Consider the following 19,147-nt stretch of genomic DNA (forward strand, 5'->3'; position numbering starts at 1 on the left):
TTTTGCCTCATTTTTACTCACACTACGGATGAATCAAATAAAAATAAATGTATATTTTTTTTCTTATTTGAGAATGATTCTCGATTTCATTTATGCTAAAATTAGTTTATTTCACGCATTGCTGTTAGGACATGATAAAAATTACAGAGCTAGTACAAGGTGATAAAGTACGATTAACCAGTTTTGGCACAACCGAGATGCAGTACAGGCGTAGACTTTTATCTTTAGGTGTGACTTGTGGTACAGAGCTTTTAGTTGTCCGAATCGCTCCTTTAGGATGCCCTATACAAATTGAAGTCAGAGGAACTGCTTTAACGTTGCGCAAGGAAGAGGCGAGTCAATTGATTTTGGAGCGTATATGACTCATGTGCTGTTAATAGGTAATCCTAATTGCGGTAAAACTACTTTATTTAATGCATTGACTGGCGACAATCAACGTATAGGAAACTGGTCGGGTGTTACGGTTGAAAAGAAAACAGGTGCGTTTCTCGTTGGCCAGCAACGATTCGAATTGACTGATTTGCCAGGAGTTTATTCTCTAGTAGCTAATGCGGATGGCATCAGTCAGGATGAGCAAATCGCTGCTCAGTCTATTGCCACTATGGAGGCAGATTGCATCATTAATGTGATCGATGCCTGTCATCTCGAACGGCATTTGTATTTAACCACCCAAATCCTGGAATTAGGTAAACCGGTAGTACTGGCACTCAATATGATGGACATTGCCCAGCAAAGGGGTATATCCATAGATCCAAATGCTTTATCACAACAATTAGGTTGCCCTGTTATTGCTATCCAGGCTCATAAAAAGATAGGTATTTTCCAGCTGACACAAGAACTGACTCGAATGCCACAGACGATTATTCCGTGGGCATTGCCTGTATCTAAATCCATACAAAAGACATTAATGACCCTGGAAGAAACATTAATTCGTGAAGGTTATAGCCAATCGCTTGCTTATTATTATGCACGCAGACTTGCAGAGGGAGATGGATTGTTATTCGGCAAAGAGATTATTAAGGATTTGACTTTATTGAACGAAACGGAATCCAGTCTCGATATCGTGTTAGCCGATGCCCGATATCAGGAAATACACAGCCTGGTTATGAATGTACAGAAAAAGAGCAGTGATGCCAGTGAGCATTTTACTGCGAAACTCGATAAGATTATGTTGCATCGCTTTTTCGCCCTTCCTATATTTTTTGCCATGATGTATTTGATGTTTTTATTTGCAATTAATGTAGGTGGTGCGTTTCAAGATTTCTTTGATATCAGTACTGATACATTATTTGTACAAGGCACTGCCTGGTTATTACAACAGATTGATGCGCCCAATTGGGTGATTGCTTTATTGGCAAATGGAGTGGGGAAAGGAATTAATACCACGTTAACGTTTATCCCCGTTATTGCTGCGATGTTCTTTTTCTTATCTTTGCTGGAAACTTCAGGGTATATGGCAAGAGCGGCTTTTGTGGTGGATAAAGCAATGAGGGCAATGGGTTTACCTGGCAAGTCTTTTGTGCCGATGATTGTTGGTTTTGGTTGCAACGTTCCTGCGATTATGGCAGCTCGTACCTTAGATTCAGAGCGGGATCGGTTATTGACAGTAATGATGAGTCCTTTTATGTCATGTAGCGCACGTCTAGCCATTTACGCTGTATTCGTCGCTGCATTTTTCCCTTCCGGTGGACAAAACATCGTGTTTTCTTTGTATCTTATAGGAATTTTAATGGCTGTATTAACAGGATTTATCTTGCGAAAATCCATGTTAAAAGGAAATGCCTCCCCATTAATTTTGGAGCTTCCTGCTTACCATAAACCTGCACTCAAGCGATTATTTAAAGAAACTTTTATGCGACTGCGTTTTTTTATAGTACGGGCAGGTAAGTTAATTGTGCCAATTTGTGTTATTTTAGGAGGCTTAAATGCCATTACTTTGAATGGTGGAATTAATTCGGGTGAAGCCAGTACTCAATCATTATTGTCTTTAATGGGGCAATGGATTACTCCTTTATTTGCACCTATGGGGATTCATCAAGATAATTGGCCTGCGACAGTAGGTCTGCTAACAGGTATGTTAGCCAAAGAGGTAGTGGTTGGTACGTTAAATTCACTGTATGCACAGATAGGCCATGTGGGTCAAATTGCCTCTGCGCACTTTGATTTTTTAGAAGGCATGAAGGAAGCCTTTTGGTCTATTCCGCAGAATTTAGTTCAACTCGGTTCTGCTTTGTTAAATCCTGTATTAGCTAGTGCAGCAGATAATCCAGTATCTCAGTCAGTATATGGAATAATGGTACAGCGCTTTGATGGAAAGATAGGGGCGTATGCGTATCTTTTATTTGTTCTACTTTATATTCCCTGTGTCTCTACCATGGCGGTAATTCGCCAAGAAGCAAATAGGAAATATATGTGGATTTCTGTAGTTTGGTCTTTTGTTATTGCTTATATCGCAGCTGTTTCATTTTATCAAGTGGCTAAATGGATTCAGAGTTCGGAACACAATATTCTCGGAATTATAATATTTTTATTCGTTTTATTTTTTGCTATCGGGCTGCGCCAATACACCAAACGCGGCACAAGGAGGAACCATGTTGTTGCAAATACGTAATTACATCTGTCGTGAAGGTTTAGTAAGCACCCAACAATTGACTCGAGAGTTTCGCTTGGATCTCCCTGCATTACAACCTATGCTTGATCTATGGATAGGAAAGGGCGTAATCCGTAAGTGCCAGGAAAAAGCGAATTGTCAAAGCACATGCTTTAAGTGTCGCTCTAACTCCCCTGAATACTATCAATATCTTTTGTAATTTGTTGGGCGCTCTGGTTACATTTTTTTACGGGTTTTTTACGTAAGTTATTTTAACTTTCGTGCTCATTCACCAAATTTGGGCTAATATAATAATCATATAGTCTTGATAAATGCGGTATACACATGGCTGATGAATCAGATACTCCTATCACTGAAGAAAACACAGATTCTTCTGATAGTGAACAAAACTTCGAATTTTTAGATAACGAGAACAGCATCGATTTTCGTAAGTTGCAAATGGAAGAGGATTTAAATGATCCTGTAACTTTAGTAGAACGGGTTTATCAAATCTGGTGGCATTGGGCCGATTTTGAGCTTTATATTGTATCTCCGGTTATTGATATTGTTTCTCCTCCCATATTTCTCAAACCGGAACTTATTCCAGGAACAAATGAGTATGAATTTGTATATCCTATTCTTGATGCTGGCTCAAAATTGTCTACTTCTAAAAGTGAAGAGATGCTCTCTGCTGGCATGTCCATGTACAAGCTCTATATGACCATAGAAAAAATGATCTATATACTCGTGGAGCGTTTAAAAGAAGGAGGCATTGATAAAGAAACTGAAGTGCAAGTAGCGTTCGGCGGACATTTGCTTCCCCAAAGAAAAGCTTTTGAATCAATTATCAATTTGCCTTATAACGTTGTGGTAACTAACTTTGATCCAGGCGCATGGGGTGAGCGTTATTTACAAATTGTCAAGCAAAATGCAGATAAGTATGGGTATCCTGCTGAATCCCCGCGCGATACATTCAGACAGCCTCATAAAGGTCCTAGCTCAGGTCCTAAAAGATAGAACTTTTATCTGAAGATCCCTGACCTGAGCTGAGGTTTTTCAATTTTCAAATGAAATTGGATTAAAGCTCTGCTTTAATGGAAGTGGTTTCATTTTTACGGCAATGCTCATCAATGTAATCAATGCAAACCTTTAATCCCTTGTCAACTCCGTTCATAGCTTTTAATTGATTCACCGCTTCACTTGCTGTTTTATTCCTGACATCTTCTGCTGTTTCTTTGTCTGCTTGTTTTACTCTGGCAAGTATTGTTTTTACCTGCTTTAAATGGGTATTAAATAAATGACTCATAGTGGTGTGATGATCACAGTAGTCTGTAAGTATTGTTTTTGTCAGGGCTAATGGATCGCGTTCTAAGTGATGCTGATGCATTAGTTCATAGGAGAGATAACTGGTAATTTCATGATTCTCTGCGTGCTGTGCAATTTGAAACGCATTTTTAATGAAAGAAAGAGATGGTTTATTCTGCTCATCTAAATTGCACAGCAGCTGGACAACATCAATGCGCCCTATTCGGGCAGCAACGAGCAGCAAACTACCAGCAGTTCTTTTGTCGGGCGGCATAAAACTGCAAAGTGCCTTAAAAACGTCCTTTGGAGGATTTCCCCCTACTGTCGTTAATGCATAGGTTAATGCACAATTCATTGCGTTTTGAGAGGGTTTACCCCATTGGTCTTGAATGAAATAATTCAAAAGCTGTTCCCACTCTCCATATTGGGCTGATAGGATGAAGTGTTTATTGGTCCGTCTCTGTAGAATATATAATGCTTTATCCACTAGCTCTTTATCAGGTACATTTGCCGGTGGATGTATGTTTATAATGGCTTTAATTGCCTCACATATCTTAGAAGAGGACTCTATATCACCATGACGTTCATATCGTATCATCCTTAATAGAGCGAGTTCTAAGCTTGAATTGATTGCTCTTTTAGTAGGGTGGGGTGCTGGAGGAGCTAAGCGTGCAAGAGCGATGACAGATTCCCAATTCTTGGTTTGAAGTGCTGTTACTGTTGCAAGCTCGAATACTCTGTCCACGGCGATATGACTTGGTTGACGAGTTAGGATAGTCTTGTTTAAAAGAGCGAACACAAAATCCCAATTACTTGTTTTAGTTGCTGTTAATCCTGCATTCGCTAATATCTTGTCTATAACTTCCTGACTTGGTTTACGTGCTGGAGCAGTTAAGTTTGCGATGGCGATAAAAAATTCCCAATTATTGATTTTAGCCGCAACCATTGCCGCTTGTTCTAACGCGTAATCTGTAATTTTTTGACTTGGTTGAGGAGTTGTTGATTTTAAGCTGCATAACATGATGACAATGTTCCATCGTTTCTTAGCCTCTTCCGTTGAAACTCGAGATGCTGCAGCTATTGCTGCTTCTACTGCTTTGTCAATCACTTCGGGCCGAATTTTGGCCATGGCTAAAGCTGATTTTATATACTGACGGCTGTTTATGGTCCGAAAAAGTCCTCTGGAGGCGAGGTCTACTAGTCTTACTTCTTGTGAATTAAATTCAATTTCTGGCATGGAGTACTAACCTATAAAAATTAAAGCGCATTTATTATACAATAAGTTCTTCTTAAGTAGCTAGGCAAGCCAGTAATTCATATTGACATCTGCTGTAAGTTGTTTTCCATGAAATCGAAGTAGAGCCTCACCTGAACTATAATTAAATTTAGGAATTTCCCTCTAGAGTAAATTTGTGCGTGATTTAGCTAAATATGAAGCGATACGTGATTTTATAAGAACTTTAAATGAGCAAGAAATAATTGACCTCATCATTAACTTAATGCCCAATGAAATACAAAAAAGAACTCGGGACTTATTTAACTCCGGATTATCCTTTGAATCAAGTGATATACAAAATGCCCTTAAATTACTTTTATATTTAAAAGAAGTAAAAAAAATTGATATTCTCGATGATAGATGGCTGGATATAGCAATAAAATTTCCTCTTTATCAGGAAAAAATAAAAAAATTAACTGACATAGAGCATCATATTTTAGTTAGCGACCCGATAGTATCTTGGTTACTTAGTAGTGAGGTTTTTCAACTTTTAACCTCCAGTTCTTCAAAAACCACGCTCCATAAAGCAGCTGAAAGAGCACAAGAAACCGATGCAGTTTCTCGCGTCGGCACAAATAGGGCAAAACAAATTATTGGCAAAACAGTGGCAGTAGCACCAGAAGTTTATCATTGCAACGTTGCATTGATTAAAATAACGAATTCAGAAGGAAGAAATGAGACCTTTATGGTGCATTTAAATCCTAAACGAATAACCTGCCCAGGCGAATACCAAGACGAGAATGGTTATGTACTGTGGCTCGATCAGTATAGTGGAACCCCTGAATCATCTGATAAAGCTTATTATGATGCAATAAAGTCATTAAAGCCGGGGGATAAAGTAGATATTAAAATGTTTAGAGGCAGCATTTCTTTTGATGACTCAAATGAAATAGAGCGATTAAAAGATAAATTAACTCAAATGAAAGTTCAGCATGATATAAATATTATTCATGTACCTTCGAGTACAACACGTTATAATCTTGCGTATAGTCCGGCTGAAGATAAAGTTCTAATTTGGCGAGGGCATCACAGAATAAAGGATAGTTTTTTGGAAATTAGTCATATTTTCTCTAAAAATCCGTCACTCCATGAAAAAGGAATAACTTCTTTTAAAAATCGTTTCATTGATTATTATCAAACGCTACATGCAGCAGGTTTTACTCAGGAAGAAGCAGCTAAAAAAGCAATTGAAAAATATATTTCTGTGAGAGAGTCTTGGCTAGAGTATAAATTGCCTTTTCGAGGAGGATTGAAACTCTTTTTTACCAGAGAGCAGACACAAATAAATTTAGGTATTGCCCGACAGTTAATTCAAGGTGTTTCCAACATAGAAAGTTTAGATACTGATAAATTGAGCAATGGGCATCTGAGAGAGTTAATTACGGTCATTAATAATGATAAGAAGGATTATTTAGAATTAAAAGAGAGGCTTTCTTCGGAGTACAATGAGAAGGACCGCTCACTAAACCCAGACCTTATATAAATTAGTCTCCATACTTCTTAATACATATGTCTTGATTTTTGTAGGCATGCTATTCATAGTGCTGACGACTAAAGTCGTGGTGAAAATAACAACAAAAAAATAATGGATTCTTCACTCTATTACAGTGAATCAAAGTTTACTTTTGCTCGAATTCCATAGCGTCTTAATCTTGCGCGATAAAAACAGAGTGCTATACTTCGCATTTGTGCTTTATTTAATTAACCTTTTCTAATTAAGGAAGAAACTCACAGTGAACAAAAAAAGACCCGTTAATCTGGATTTGGGTAGCTTAAAATTTCCCCCTATGGCGATAGTGTCTATCTTACATAGGATTTCAGGGGTAGTTTTATTTTTACTGTTACCCATAATGTTGTATATTTTTGGCCAATCAATGCAATCGGAAGAAGCCTTTATACAGGTAAAAGACTTATTGTCCCATCCCATTTATAAACTGGTGGTATGGGCATTTGGGGCTGCGATGATCTATCATGTGCTTGCAGGGATTAGGCATCTTGTGATGGATATGGGGTTTGGTGAGCATCTTGATGCTGGTCGGCGTTCTGCTGTTATAGTCATTATTCTTGCCGTTATTTTGTCAATTTTTCTAGGATTCTGGATATGGTAAATAATGTCACCAGCTTAACAGGTAATGGGTTAAAGGATTGGTTGATTCAACGAGTTACTGCAGTGTATTTTGCTGCTTATTCTTTTTTTATAATTGGTTTTTTATTATTGCATCCTGAATTGGGCTTCACACAATGGCATGCTCTTTTTTCTAATACCATAGTTCGGATTGCGTCACTTATTGCATTGTTTGCACTTTCGTTGCATGCATGGATAGGTATTTGGACTGTGACTACAGATTATATGAAATGTACTGCTTTGCGTTTATCAGTACAAATGTTGGTCGTTTTGTGGCTCCTTAGTCAATTTATCTGGGGCTTCATGATCCTTTGGGGGCAGTAGCATGACAATTGCACGTAACAAATTTGATGCAGTAATTATTGGAGCAGGTGGAGCCGGAATGCGTGCTGCACTGCAGATGGCAAATTCAGGATTAAAAGTCGCACTCTTATCTAAAGTATTCCCTACTCGCTCGCATACGGTATCGGCTCAAGGTGGTATTACTTGTGCGTTGGGAAACGCCCATGAAGATGATTGGCGCTGGCATATGTATGATACGGTAAAGGGCGCTGATTATATTGGTGATCAGGATTCGATTGAGTACCTCTGCAAAACAGGTCCAGAAGCAGTATATGAGCTGGAGCATATGGGTTTGCCTTTCTCACGCATGGACAATGGTAAAATCTATCAACGTCAGTTTGGTGGCCAGTCCAAAAATTTTGGCGGAGAACAGGCAGCGCGCACTTGTGCTGCGGCAGATAGAACAGGCCATGCTTTACTGCATACGCTATACCAACAAAATTTAAAAGCCAAAACACATGTATTTAGTGAATGGTATGCTCTTGATCTTGTTAAAAATGCTCATGGTCACATATCTGGCGTCACTGCAATGTGTATTGAGACTGGAGAGATAGTATTTTTTCAGTCAAGAGTTTGCATTTTGGCTACTGGTGGAGCCGGGCGTATTTACCAATCGACAACCAACGCATTTATTAATACAGGCGATGGTTTCGGTATGGCACTGAGAGCAGGCATTCCTTTACAAGATATGGAAATGTGGCAGTTTCATCCTACAGGCATCGCTGGAGCTGGTGTATTAGTCACCGAAGGATGTCGAGGTGAGGGCGGTTATTTGATTAATAAAGATGGCGAGCGTTTTATGGAGCGTTATGCGCCGCGGGTTAAAGATTTAGCCTCTCGAGATGTGGTTGCTCGTTCTATGGCTCTCGAAATACGCGCAGGTAAAGGTTTTGATCCTAAAGGGGTAGATCACGTTAAATTAAAACTGGATCATTTGGGGGCTGATCTTATTATGTCGCGGTTGCCAGGAATTCGTGAGTTATCAATGAAATTCGCAGGAGTTGACCCGATTGTTGAACCGATTCCCGTAGTTCCTACCTGCCACTACAGTATGGGAGGCATACCAACGAACATGTATGGCCAAGTACTCACCAAAACCAATGGCAATGAACATATCGTAGAAGGGTTATATGCAGTAGGGGAGTGTGCTTGTGTTTCTGTGCATGGTGCAAACCGTTTAGGCGGCAATTCGTTACTGGACTTGGTTGTTTTTGGGCGTGCTGCAGGATTGCATGTCGAAGAATTATGGCAATCAAATCAATTGCCTGAGATGGCTTACATCAGCGATGAAGACATTGCTCCCTCGTTACAACGGTATAACCGCTGGAATGATTCAACAGAGGGTGAAAGTCCTGCTGTAATTCATGATGAAATGCAACGTGTCATGCAAGAAGACTTTGGTGTATTTCGCACTGGGGAAGTAATGGCTTCAGGCTTAAAGCGTTTGCAGGCTTTACGTGACCGTTTGGCTCATGCCAAATTGGAAGATAAAAGCAATGTATTTAATACAGAGCGGGTAAGTGCTTTAGAGCTGGATAATTTAATGGCCACTGCATATGCTACAGCGCAATCAGCGATTGTTCGCACGGAAAGCCGTGGTGCCCATAGTCGTGAAGATTATCCAAAACGTGATGATGAGAACTGGATTAAACATACGCTATATTTTGAAGAAGGCGAGAAGATTGATTTTCGACCGGTTAATGCATCACCTAAACATGTCGAGCCTTTGGCGCCGAAAGAACGCGTTTACTAAAGAGGATAGATTACATGGCAGATAGTAGAAAATTGACCGTATCAATATATCGCTATAATCCTGAGGTGGATGCTAAGCCTTATATGAAAGATTATGAATTGGAGATCCCTGCTAAAAGTGATCCCATGTTGCTCACATTACTTGAGCGTTTGAAAGCAGAGCAGGATCCCTCGATAACTTATAGACGTTCCTGCCGCGAAGGGGTGTGCGGGTCGGATGGTATGAATATTAACGGGACTAACGGTTTAGCTTGTATTACTCATATATCTCAATTGAAGACAGATAAAATAGTAATTCGTCCTTTACCTGGATTTCCAGTAATCCGTGATTTAGCTGTTGATATGACCCAATTTTATCAACAATATGAGCGTATAGAGCCTTATTTACAAAATGATGAGGTAGCGCCTGCTCAAGAACGGTTGCAATCCCCTGAAGAGCGCTCGTTACTTGATGGATTATATGAATGTATTTTATGTGCATGCTGTACTAGTTCATGCCCCTCATACTGGTGGAACCCAGAAAAATATGTTGGTCCTGCTGGTTTATTACAGGCAAGACGATTTTTAGCAGACAGCCGTGATACAGCAACCGCACATCGTTTGGATAAACTACAAGATCCTTTCAGTGTGTTTCGTTGCCGGAGCATTATGAATTGTACCAGTGTCTGCCCGAAAGGACTCAATCCAATGAAGGCAATTGCAGATATTCGCTTACAAATGTTGACACAAGAAACCTAACAATACTTTTCTTGTTTTTAAAAAGTATTCTGGTGAAGCCATAAAACAGGAGATGTCATTCTCAATAAAATGAGGGTTATTCCTCCTGTGGTGAGTTCTAAACCAGTATAAGGATGATCCCCGCTCTTGCGGGGATAGCTGTTTTATCCACGTGGATGAGTGGAATAGCCAATTTTAATGGCGGTAGATATCAATACCCCTTTGGAGAGAGAGAAATGAGCAGTTCCGATCTGCAAAAAGAATGGGCTTCTTCCTATTTATCTGGCGGAAGTATGGCCTATGTTGATAGTCTTTACGAAGATTATCTTGCTGACCCTAGTTCGGTTTCATCCGATTGGCGAGCAGTATTCAGTGCTTTGCCCAATGTTAATAGTGCCGAAAAGGAATTCTCACATCGAGAGATCCGTGATTATTTTTTGCAGAATGCAGACAAAAAAGCAGTAACTGTAGTTCAAGCTTCAGATAGCCAACAATTTCGGATTGCAGATTTAATTAATGCATATCGTGCATTGGGACATCATGCTGCGAAACTCGATCCTCTGGAAATGACAGAACGTACCCCAGTACCCGCATTGGAATTGGAGCATCACCATTTATCTGATGTAGATAGAAATCGAAAGTTTTTTGCAGGAACTACCTTTAATGGTCCAGAAATGACTCTGGATGAAATATATCAAGCACTGCGTGAAACATATTGTGGCAGTATTGGTATTGAGTACATGCATATTTCTAATACCGAAGAAATAGAATGGTTGCAAGAACGAATGGAGTCTGTACGCGGTCGTCTTAATGTAGATAAAGAAAAAAAACTGCAAATTTTAAAGGACTTAATTGCTGCGGATGGTTTAGAGCGCTATTTAGGTACCCGCTACGTGGGCCAGAAACGATTTTCTCTTGAAGGGGGCGACTCACTCATTCCAATGATGAAAGAAATTATTGAGTGTGCTGGAAGAGACCATGTTAAAGAAGTAGTTATTGGTATGGCACATCGAGGCCGTCTCAATGTATTGGTAAATGTTTTAGGTAAAGAGCCTAACCAGCTTTTCCAGGAGTTTGAAGGAAAAATAAAATACGAACGTACTGGTGATGTGAAGTATCATTTAGGTTTTTCTTCAGATATAAAAACACATTCAGGTTCAGTAGTGCATCTGGCTTTAGCTTTTAACCCGTCACACTTGGAAATTATTGGACCCGTAGTAGAAGGATCTGTCCGTTCCCGGTTGGGTCGCCGTGACGATCTGCAGAAAAAGGAGAAAGTTGTTCCTGTCGTCATTCACGGTGATGCGGCATTTGCCGGCCAAGGTGTGGTGATGGAAACTTTTAATTTTTCTCAGGCTCGTGGTTATTGTACAGGAGGGACGGTTCACATTGTTATTAACAACCAAATAGGTTTTACCACCAGTAATCCCTTGGATGCCCGTTCCACTTTATATTGTACTGATGTTGCCAAAATGGTTCAGGCACCGATTATTCATGTGAATGGTGATGACGCAGAAGCAGTTGTATTTGTGACTAAGCTTGCCTTTGATTTCAGAATGAAATTCAAACGAGATGTAGTAGTTGATCTCGTTTGTTACCGTCGACATGGGCATAATGAAGCAGATGAACCGGCAGTAACCCAACCTTCCATGTATCGAAAAATTAAATCCATGCGTCCCTTACGTGAAATTTATGCAGATCGCCTGATTCAAGAAGGTTTGTTGACTAGTAAAGATGCTGAAAAATTAGTAGATGCTTACCGTGATACCTTGGATAAAGGTAAGGCTGTGGTGGATCTGGTTCACGGTGATTATGAAGGTAAATATGCGATTGATTGGACTCCTTATGTGAATGCAAAATGGACAGATAAAGTAGATACTACGATCACCAGGGAGAACTTACAAAAAATAGCCAAGCAGTTAAATACACTACCTAAAGGTTTTACGTTACACCCCGTAGTTCAACGGTTATTAAATGAGCGAAACAAAATGACTGCAGGCGAATTACCGATGAACTGGGGATATGCTGAAACTATGGCGTACGCGAGTTTGGTTCAGGAGGGTTACGGCGTGCGTTTATCAGGTCAGGACTCTGGACGAGGAACTTTTGCCCATAGGCATGCTGCATTACATGATGCTGAAACTGGCGAAACGTTTGTTCCTCTCGAGCAAATAAAGAATGAGCTGAACCGACCTTTCTCGGTAATCGATTCAGTACTTTCTGAAGAAGCAGTATTGGCTTTTGAATATGGATTTGCTGCCTCTGCCCCCAATTTCTTAGTGTTATGGGAAGCTCAGTTTGGTGATTTTGCCAATGGTGCCCAAGTCGTTATTGATCAATTCATCAGTTCCGGTGAGCAAAAATGGGGCCGTTTATGTGGTCTAGTCATGTTGTTACCCCATGGATATGAAGGACAAGGACCGGAGCATTCATCAGCTCGTTTGGAACGTTATATGCAGCTTTGTGCTCAGCATAATATGCAAGTTTGTACGCCAACTACTCCGGCACAAATATTCCATTTATTAAGAAGACAAGTGATTCGTAATTTCCGCAAGCCCTTAATCGTCATGACGCCTAAGAGTCTTTTACGTCATAAATTAGCGGTTTCTCCTCTAGAGGATTTATTTAAAGGTAAATTCCATAATGTTATTCCGGAAATTGACAAGCTTGATGCGAAAAAAATTACAAAAGTAGTATTGTGCTGTGGAAAAGTTTATTATGATTTACTGCAAATGCGTCGCGATAAAGAGTTAAACCATGTTGCGTTAGTGCGAATCGAGCAATTGTACCCGTTTCCTAAAAAAGCCCTTACGACAGAGCTAAATAAATATACTCAGGCTAAGCAAATTATTTGGTGTCAGGAAGAGCCGCAAAATCAGGGAGTATGGTTCTCCTCTCAACATAATATAAAAGATTGTTTGCGCCCTGAGCAATCCCTGCATTATGCCGGAAGAGAATTTGCTGCCGCGCCTGCTGTGGGAAGTCCAGCACTGCATGCAGAGCAACAGAATGCGTTGGTAGCGCAAGCTTTATTGGACTGAGTTTGAGTTTATCGTAGGCTGGAGCAGTTTCGTTTTCTCCAGACTACAATGTGTTAACAAATTTAATAAAATAAGAAGGTATAATCATGTCTATTGAAGTCAAAGTACCTGTTTTGCCTGAATCAGTTGCTGATGCAACTGTAGCCGCATGGCATAAAAAAGTAGGTGATAAAGTTTCCCGTGATGAAAATTTACTGGATCTGGAAACTGACAAAGTCGTATTAGAAGTGCCTGCTCCAGCTGATGGGATATTGGCTGAAATTAATTTTCAAGAGGGTGATACCGTACAGTCTGGTCAATTACTCGCAACAATAAAAGAAGGTTCTGGTTCCGAAGCCAAACAAGAAAAGAAAGAGGAAAAGAAGACTGAAACGACAAAAGCAAGTGAAGAAGCTGAAAGTGATAAAATAAGTGCTAAGGAAGATAAATCAACAAGTCCTGTAGTACGTCGCATGTTGGCAGAGCATGATCTTCAGCCAGGGCAAATCCAAGGCAGTGGCAAGGACGGACGTATCACTAAAGATGACGTTCTCGCATACATCGAATCCAGTAGAGAAAAAACTTCTAAATCGGCAGAAGGTAAAAAAGAAGAGACCCATAAGACGCCCATGGGATTACGTGAAGAGCGACGCGTTCCTATGACCCGTTTGCGAGCTAAAATTGCAGAGCGGTTATTGGCAGCCCAGCATAATGCGGCGATGTTGACCACATTCAATGAAGTCAATTTGAAAGCAGTTATGGACATGCGTGCTCAATATAAAGACAGTTTTGAGAAAAAGCATGGAGTTAAGCTTGGATTTATGTCCTTTTTCACCAAGGCAGTTGTCGAGTCATTAAAACGTTTTCCTGCAGTGAATGCATCTATAGATGGCCAAGATGTGGTTTATCATGGCTTCTATGATATTGGTATTGCCGTATCGACAGAGAGAGGATTGGTAGTTCCCGTGATTCGAGATGCTGATCAGATGAGCATGGCTGATATTGAACTGGCAATTAATGATTCCGCTACAAAGGCTAGACAAGGTAAGTTAGCTATGGAAGACATGCAAGGAGGTACCTTCACCATTACTAATGGCGGGGTATTTGGCTCGTTATTGGCTACTCCAATTATTAACCCTCCGCAAACAGGCATCCTGGGAATGCATAAAATTGAAGATAGACCTGTAGTGGAAAAAGGACAAATTGTGATTCGTCCTATGATGTATGTAGCGTTATCTTATGATCATCGATTGATTGATGGTAAAGATTCAGTACAGTTTTTGGTGAGCGTTAAAGAATTATTGGAAGATCCTGCTCGCCTTTTACTTAATGTTTAATGAAATGTAACAGCGAGATCCGCATTTGACACATAAATGTACTCATAGTAAATCCTGAGCTTAACTTTGTTCTTGTTCGGGATGCTATGCACAAACAGACACTTATGAGTATTGAAGGATTTTGCTTCTTTTAGAAAGGTAATTGCGATGAATTTACATGAATACCAGGCCAAACAATTATTTGCTAGCTACAATTTACCCGTTCCAAATGGTGAAGTAGCTTATAATGTTGAAGATGCAATCCAAGTGGCTACACAGTTATTAACCGCTCGTTGGGTTGTTAAAGCCCAAGTTCACGCTGGTGGCAGGGGGAAAGCAGGTGGTGTTAAATTGGTCTCGAATAAAGATGAACTGGCTGCAGCTGTTAAATCATTACTAGGGACTCGGTTAGTCACATATCAAACAGATGCTCATGGACAACCCGTTAATTGCGTACTCATTGAGGAAACATGTGATATTGGCCGAGAATTATATCTTGGGGCTGTTGTTGATCGTGCTACTCGCCGTGTTGTATTTATGGCTTCTACTGAGGGCGGTGTCGAAATAGAAAAAGTGGCTGAAGAGACACCTGAAAAGATTTTCAAGGTCATCGTCGATCCTCTCGTCGGGGTTATGCCGTTCCAATGTCGTGATGTGGGATTTAAATTGGGATTAAAGGAAGAACAAATTAAACACTTTACCCACCTGATGATGGGCTTAGGCAAGATGTTTGTTGATTGTGATTTAAGTCTATTAGAAATCAATCCATTAGTTGTAACAAAGCAGGGGCAGCTAATTTGTTTGGATGGAAAAATTAATATTGACGGCAATGCCTTATATCGTCAACCCAAATTAAAAAGCATGCGTGATACTTCTCAAGAAGATGAGCGTGAAAATCGTGCCAGCGACTGGGAGTTAAATTATATTCCACTTGATGGAACCATTGGTTGCATGGTGAATGGTGCTGGTTTGGCTATGGCGACTATGGATGTGATTAAGCTTCATGGAGGTGAGCCGGCCAACTTCCTGGATGTGGGGGGCGGTGCTACTAAAGAACGGGTGAGCGAAGCACTAAAAATTATTGTCTCTGATGAAAATGTCAAAGGCATTTTGGTAAATATTTTTGGTGGTATTGTGCGTTGTGATCTCATTGCTGATGGTATTCTTGCTGCAGTGAAAGAAGTCGATGTGAAAATTCCTGTAGTAGTGCGTCTTGAAGGTAATAATGCACAACTAGGTGCTGATATTTTAAATAAAAGTGATTTGAATGTGATTGCTGCAACCAGTCTAACTGATGCTGCTAAGAAGATTGTGGCAGCTGTTGCCTAATTACTAAATTTCGAGGTTAACAATGAGTGTATTAGTTAATAAACATACTAAAGTACTGTGTCAGGGGTTTACTGGAAAGCAAGGAACTTATCATTCAGAACAAGCGATTGCTTATGGCACACGTATGGTGGGTGGTGTGACCCCTGGAAAAGGCGGACAAAAGCATTTAGGCTTGCCAGTATTTAACACGATGCGTGAAGCGGTTGAAGAAACTAAAGCAGAAGCGAGCGTGATTTATGTTCCTGCACCGTTTTGTAAGGATTCAATTTTAGAAGCTGCAGATGCCGGCATTCAATTAATTGTTTGCATTACGGAAGGTGTTCCTGTTTTAGATATGCTGCAAGTAAAAGTCTATTTGGAAAACAACACCCAAGCACGTTTAATTGGACCTAATTGTCCTGGAATAATTACCCCGGGCGAATGTAAAATTGGAATTATGCCAGGATCAATACATTTACCTGGTAAAGTAGGAATTGTGTCACGCTCTGGTACCCTAACGTATGAGGCAGTAAAACAAACCACAGATAAAGGATTTGGTCAAAGCACCTGTATTGGTATTGGAGGAGATCCGATTCCTGGAACCAGTTTTATTGATGCCTTGGCTTTATTTGAGCAAGATTCTCAAACACAGGCTATTGTCATGGTTGGTGAAATTGGAGGATCTGCCGAGGAAGAGGCTGCTGAATACATTAAATCACATGTAAGCAAGCCCGTAGTTTCCTATATTGCGGGCGTTACTGCACCAGCTGGAAAACGTATGGGACATGCCGGTGCGATTATTTCCGGTGGTAAAGGAACCGCAGCTGAAAAGTATGCAGCATTAGAAGCCGCTGGCGTAAGAACAGTACGCTCGCCAGCTGATTTGGGTGATGCAATTGCCGAAGTAACTGGCTGGTAACTCATCTTAAGCGGCACTATATTTTTTAGCACATTTTAGAGAACTGGTGCGGCTAAGAAGCGCGGAATTTTAGCATTCGAGGCCAACAGTTCTCTTAATGAATTCAAAAAAACATGACGCTGCATAAGCGGAACTGGTAAATGATGTAATACGGGTTAAGGCAAAAGCCATAGCCAGGAATATCGAATCACCATCATATAACTCTGGGTTATGCGCTGCTGCCCAATTTCTTTTTTATGGCATTTCATGACAAATTTTCGAAGCATTGCTGACATAAGACGAGAATACGGAGATCTGAATTTAAGTGAGAAATCACTTCCTGAGGATCCAATTGCCCAATTTAAGCTTTGGTTTGAGGATGTTTTAAAAAATGAAAAAAATGATCCAACGGCTATGGTTCTTTCGACAGTAGATGAGAATGGTCACCCAGACTCTAGAGTAGTTTTGTTAAAAGGTTTAGATAAGGGGCAATTTATTTTCTATACCAATTATCAAAGTACAAAAGCAAAGCAAATTCAAAATAACCCTTATGCAGCACTTAATTTTTATTGGCCACAAATGGCAAGGCAGGTCCGTATCCGCGGTCAAATTGAACAGATTAATGAGGAACAATCCGATCTTTATTTTTCAACAAGACCGATCAAAAGCCAATTCAGTGCTATTGTCTCTCCCCAAAGTCAAGAAATAGGGGGGAGAGAATCATTAGAGCATGCTTTAAATGATTTAATTCAAAAACACAGTCAAAAGCCTGTATTACGCCCTAGTTTTTGGGGTGGCTATATGGTGATTCCTAAAGAAATCGAGTTTTGGCAAGGACGTGATAACCGTTTGCACGATAGAATTCACTATTATTTAAAAGATGGACAATGGAATTATCATCGTTTGGCCCCTTAGCAAGAGTGAGATAACCTCCCCCCACTAAACCTTATAACGCTTGCACGCCAATCGGATTTATATACATATACTCTTTTGCCTTATTCACTGAGTTTTGTCTAAAGCTTAGTGGGTAAGACTATATACGACCGGCAAAATTTGCCGGCAAAAAGTTAAATTCAGCCACAATTATATATTTTATCCCTCTTTTTGTACTTACTCTATTTTTTCTGTTTTTTTAAAAGGCAAAAAAAAATTGGCCTGAAAATTGCTTTAATTAATAATACAGATATTAATCGAATGCTTTTGCAGTAATTTTTTCCAGAGTAAAGAAAAATTTGTCAAGAATTAGTAAATGTTTTTATTTGGTAAATAAGCGTTAACAGAAAGTCGTAAAATTATTTTAAGTGTAGAAATGATTAACAGTATTGATAAAAATACTGTATTAATAAATAGAGGGTATAATCATGAACGACATAACAGCCTTACTACCACATATTAAATTGCGTTTTAACATTGAGCATCCAAGTTACGAAGACAGTTATGCATTGGGTTATGAATGCGCACTTGCTGACTTAGCTGAAACGGATAATCCATTTCATAAGGGAACCCAACAAGCCGAGCACTGGTTAGAAGGCTGGTGGGACGCAATTGGGGGCCAAGAGCCTTTATTTTCTTCGAATGCTTTAGAAGAAGCAGAACTATCTACCGCAGAAAGTGCTGCAAATGATCAAGAGTATGGCCACAAGCATGGCTTTTTATCTCTGGTAATTGAGATTAGCGGTGCAATAGCAGCGTCAGCATTAGTGGGATATCAATTATTTGAATTGGTAGCATAGACTTAGTATGCAAAAACACATCAAGAGATTTTTTACGTCACCACGTGATCTTGTATCTCTCATTTTTCCTCCTCCCATTTGGGAGAGGGGAATTAATGAGCTAAGCTAATTTTTAAAAAGTTTTAATACCATGGAGCGCATTCTTGCTGTTTCTGAAGGATTAAATTCTTTATAAATGTCACTGCCTATGTTAAGACATATGGTCACATTTTCACCAAGCCCTTTGAGTAAATCGACACCAGATAATTTAAGCAGTTTAATTTTGTTAGCTATATCGCCAGCCCAAGCATCAAGATAATGCATTTCGGTGAACGCAGGAAGAAAGATATTATCCTGTTCTTGTAAAAACAACACCTTTGGTTGATCGTCTTCAGAGTTTTGTTCTACTGGAATGATAAAGTTGGCTTTAATAAACTCAAGATAAGCTTTATTGGCTTCTTTGGCATTTCCATTTGCATCAAGAGCTTCTTTTATTGCTAGGTTAAGAGCGGTCATTTTCAGCCTTAGTTTGAATTTAATCAAAGTGTAATTATTTTGATGGTTATTGTAGCAAAAAAGTACAAATTAAACCATAACATAGATAAAACGAAACAACGCTACAAAGTATAACCATTTTCTGTACCTATGAAAATGAAATCAAACTATGTGTTGAAATAAATGACAACCCTAGTATAATGTCGCATTGGTTTTGCAGATTTATTGCTCACTTTTTTAGATAAATATTTTAGGGCATGTTTTTATTTCATCTTGGTAAGATGTTACTAT

Annotated in this window: 17 protein-coding genes; 15 read left to right on the forward strand and 2 right to left on the reverse strand. The window is 39.7% G+C overall.

The genetic code is table 11. The annotated features are described in order from the left end of the window. Positions 1-131 precede the first annotated feature (131 nt). The 4 genes from Lpar_RS01540 (at position 132) to Lpar_RS01555 (ending at position 3,607) form a co-directional block, all read left to right on the forward strand. On the forward strand, positions 132-362 hold the full coding sequence (locus tag Lpar_RS01540; protein WP_058516241.1) for a FeoA family protein: 231 nt from the start codon (positions 132-134) through the stop codon (positions 360-362). After that, positions 359-2,611 carry a Fe(2+) transporter permease subunit FeoB gene (feoB, locus tag Lpar_RS01545; protein WP_058516242.1) on the forward strand — a complete coding sequence of 751 codons (2,253 nt, stop codon included), beginning with the start codon at positions 359-361 and terminating at the stop codon, positions 2,609-2,611. Before Lpar_RS01540 ends, feoB begins: the two co-directional genes overlap by 4 nt. Beyond that, positions 2,592-2,810, forward strand: coding sequence for a FeoC-like transcriptional regulator (locus tag Lpar_RS01550; RefSeq protein WP_058516243.1), 219 nt, complete (start codon positions 2,592-2,594; stop codon positions 2,808-2,810). Before feoB ends, Lpar_RS01550 begins: the two co-directional genes overlap by 20 nt. Before the next feature lie 125 nt (positions 2,811-2,935). Beyond that, positions 2,936-3,607 carry a hypothetical protein gene (locus Lpar_RS01555; protein ID WP_058516244.1) on the forward strand — a complete coding sequence of 224 codons (672 nt, stop codon included), beginning with the start codon at positions 2,936-2,938 and terminating at the stop codon, positions 3,605-3,607. A gap of 61 nt (positions 3,608-3,668) precedes the next feature. On the opposite strand, the gene Lpar_RS01560 is transcribed toward Lpar_RS01555, so the two are convergent. Beyond that, complete coding sequence (locus Lpar_RS01560; protein ID WP_058516245.1) at positions 3,669-5,132, reverse strand: hypothetical protein; 1,464 nt, start codon at positions 5,130-5,132, stop codon at positions 3,669-3,671. 175 nt (positions 5,133-5,307) lie between these two features. On the opposite strand from Lpar_RS01560, the gene Lpar_RS01565 reads away from it, so the two are divergent. From Lpar_RS01565 to Lpar_RS01615, 11 genes are all read left to right on the forward strand, one after another. After that, positions 5,308-6,654 carry a hypothetical protein gene (locus tag Lpar_RS01565; protein ID WP_058516246.1) on the forward strand — a complete coding sequence of 449 codons (1,347 nt, stop codon included), beginning with the start codon at positions 5,308-5,310 and terminating at the stop codon, positions 6,652-6,654. 250 nt (positions 6,655-6,904) lie between these two features. Continuing rightward, positions 6,905-7,279: a succinate dehydrogenase, cytochrome b556 subunit gene (sdhC, locus tag Lpar_RS01570; protein ID WP_058516247.1), complete on the forward strand. Its 375-nt coding sequence runs from the start codon at positions 6,905-6,907 to the stop codon at positions 7,277-7,279. After that, positions 7,273-7,620, forward strand: coding sequence for a succinate dehydrogenase, hydrophobic membrane anchor protein (sdhD, locus tag Lpar_RS01575; RefSeq protein WP_058516248.1), 348 nt, complete (start codon positions 7,273-7,275; stop codon positions 7,618-7,620). The genes sdhC and sdhD overlap by 7 nt, the downstream gene beginning before the upstream one ends. Position 7,621: 1 nt before the next feature. Continuing rightward, a complete protein-coding gene (gene sdhA, locus Lpar_RS01580; RefSeq protein ID WP_058516249.1) occupies positions 7,622-9,391 on the forward strand; it encodes a succinate dehydrogenase flavoprotein subunit in 1,770 nt (589 codons plus the stop codon). 14 nt (positions 9,392-9,405) lie between these two features. Next, the gene (locus Lpar_RS01585; RefSeq protein ID WP_058516250.1) at positions 9,406-10,128 is read left to right on the forward strand and encodes a succinate dehydrogenase iron-sulfur subunit; all 723 of its coding nucleotides are present in this window, start codon (positions 9,406-9,408) and stop codon (positions 10,126-10,128) included. Between the two features lie 215 nt (positions 10,129-10,343). After that, positions 10,344-13,148: a 2-oxoglutarate dehydrogenase E1 component gene (locus Lpar_RS01590; protein ID WP_058516251.1), complete on the forward strand. Its 2,805-nt coding sequence runs from the start codon at positions 10,344-10,346 to the stop codon at positions 13,146-13,148. A gap of 86 nt (positions 13,149-13,234) precedes the next feature. After that, the gene (gene odhB, locus Lpar_RS01595) at positions 13,235-14,464 is read left to right on the forward strand and encodes a 2-oxoglutarate dehydrogenase complex dihydrolipoyllysine-residue succinyltransferase (protein WP_058516252.1); all 1,230 of its coding nucleotides are present in this window, start codon (positions 13,235-13,237) and stop codon (positions 14,462-14,464) included. 147 nt (positions 14,465-14,611) lie between these two features. Continuing rightward, the gene (gene sucC, locus Lpar_RS01600; RefSeq protein ID WP_058516253.1) at positions 14,612-15,772 is read left to right on the forward strand and encodes an ADP-forming succinate--CoA ligase subunit beta; all 1,161 of its coding nucleotides are present in this window, start codon (positions 14,612-14,614) and stop codon (positions 15,770-15,772) included. 22 nt (positions 15,773-15,794) lie between these two features. Beyond that, positions 15,795-16,670, forward strand: coding sequence for a succinate--CoA ligase subunit alpha (gene sucD / locus Lpar_RS01605; protein ID WP_058516254.1), 876 nt, complete (start codon positions 15,795-15,797; stop codon positions 16,668-16,670). A 246-nt stretch (positions 16,671-16,916) separates the two neighbouring features. Next, positions 16,917-17,564, forward strand: coding sequence for a pyridoxamine 5'-phosphate oxidase (gene pdxH, locus Lpar_RS01610; protein WP_058516435.1), 648 nt, complete (start codon positions 16,917-16,919; stop codon positions 17,562-17,564). 446 nt (positions 17,565-18,010) lie between these two features. Beyond that, on the forward strand, positions 18,011-18,382 hold the full coding sequence (locus Lpar_RS01615) for a hypothetical protein (RefSeq protein WP_058516255.1): 372 nt from the start codon (positions 18,011-18,013) through the stop codon (positions 18,380-18,382). A gap of 105 nt (positions 18,383-18,487) precedes the next feature. Here the strand turns inward: Lpar_RS01615 and Lpar_RS01620 are convergent, their stop codons facing one another. After that, a complete protein-coding gene (locus tag Lpar_RS01620; protein WP_058516256.1) occupies positions 18,488-18,877 on the reverse strand; it encodes an SseB family protein in 390 nt (129 codons plus the stop codon). Positions 18,878-19,147 lie beyond the last annotated feature (270 nt).

This window comes from Legionella parisiensis, from assembly GCF_001467945.1.
Taxonomy (GTDB): domain Bacteria; phylum Pseudomonadota; class Gammaproteobacteria; order Legionellales; family Legionellaceae; genus Legionella; species Legionella parisiensis.

Coding starts and splice junctions, on each gene's coding strand:
- Lpar_RS01585 (WP_058516250.1), top strand. CDS start 9,406: ATGGCAGATAGTAGAAAATTGACCGTATCAATATATCGCTATAATCCT.
- Lpar_RS01550 (WP_058516243.1), top strand. CDS start 2,592: ATGTTGTTGCAAATACGTAATTACATCTGTCGTGAAGGTTTAGTAAGC.
- sdhA (WP_058516249.1), top strand. CDS start 7,622: ATGACAATTGCACGTAACAAATTTGATGCAGTAATTATTGGAGCAGGT.
- feoB (WP_058516242.1), top strand. CDS start 359: ATGACTCATGTGCTGTTAATAGGTAATCCTAATTGCGGTAAAACTACT.
- sdhD (WP_058516248.1), top strand. CDS start 7,273: ATGGTAAATAATGTCACCAGCTTAACAGGTAATGGGTTAAAGGATTGG.
- Lpar_RS01620 (WP_058516256.1), bottom strand. CDS start 18,877: ATGACCGCTCTTAACCTAGCAATAAAAGAAGCTCTTGATGCAAATGGA.
- Lpar_RS01590 (WP_058516251.1), top strand. CDS start 10,344: ATGAGCAGTTCCGATCTGCAAAAAGAATGGGCTTCTTCCTATTTATCT.
- Lpar_RS01560 (WP_058516245.1), bottom strand. CDS start 5,132: ATGCCAGAAATTGAATTTAATTCACAAGAAGTAAGACTAGTAGACCTC.
- sucC (WP_058516253.1), top strand. CDS start 14,612: ATGAATTTACATGAATACCAGGCCAAACAATTATTTGCTAGCTACAAT.
- Lpar_RS01615 (WP_058516255.1), top strand. CDS start 18,011: ATGAACGACATAACAGCCTTACTACCACATATTAAATTGCGTTTTAAC.
- pdxH (WP_058516435.1), top strand. CDS start 16,917: ATGACAAATTTTCGAAGCATTGCTGACATAAGACGAGAATACGGAGAT.
- Lpar_RS01540 (WP_058516241.1), top strand. CDS start 132: ATGATAAAAATTACAGAGCTAGTACAAGGTGATAAAGTACGATTAACC.
- sucD (WP_058516254.1), top strand. CDS start 15,795: ATGAGTGTATTAGTTAATAAACATACTAAAGTACTGTGTCAGGGGTTT.
- Lpar_RS01555 (WP_058516244.1), top strand. CDS start 2,936: ATGGCTGATGAATCAGATACTCCTATCACTGAAGAAAACACAGATTCT.
- odhB (WP_058516252.1), top strand. CDS start 13,235: ATGTCTATTGAAGTCAAAGTACCTGTTTTGCCTGAATCAGTTGCTGAT.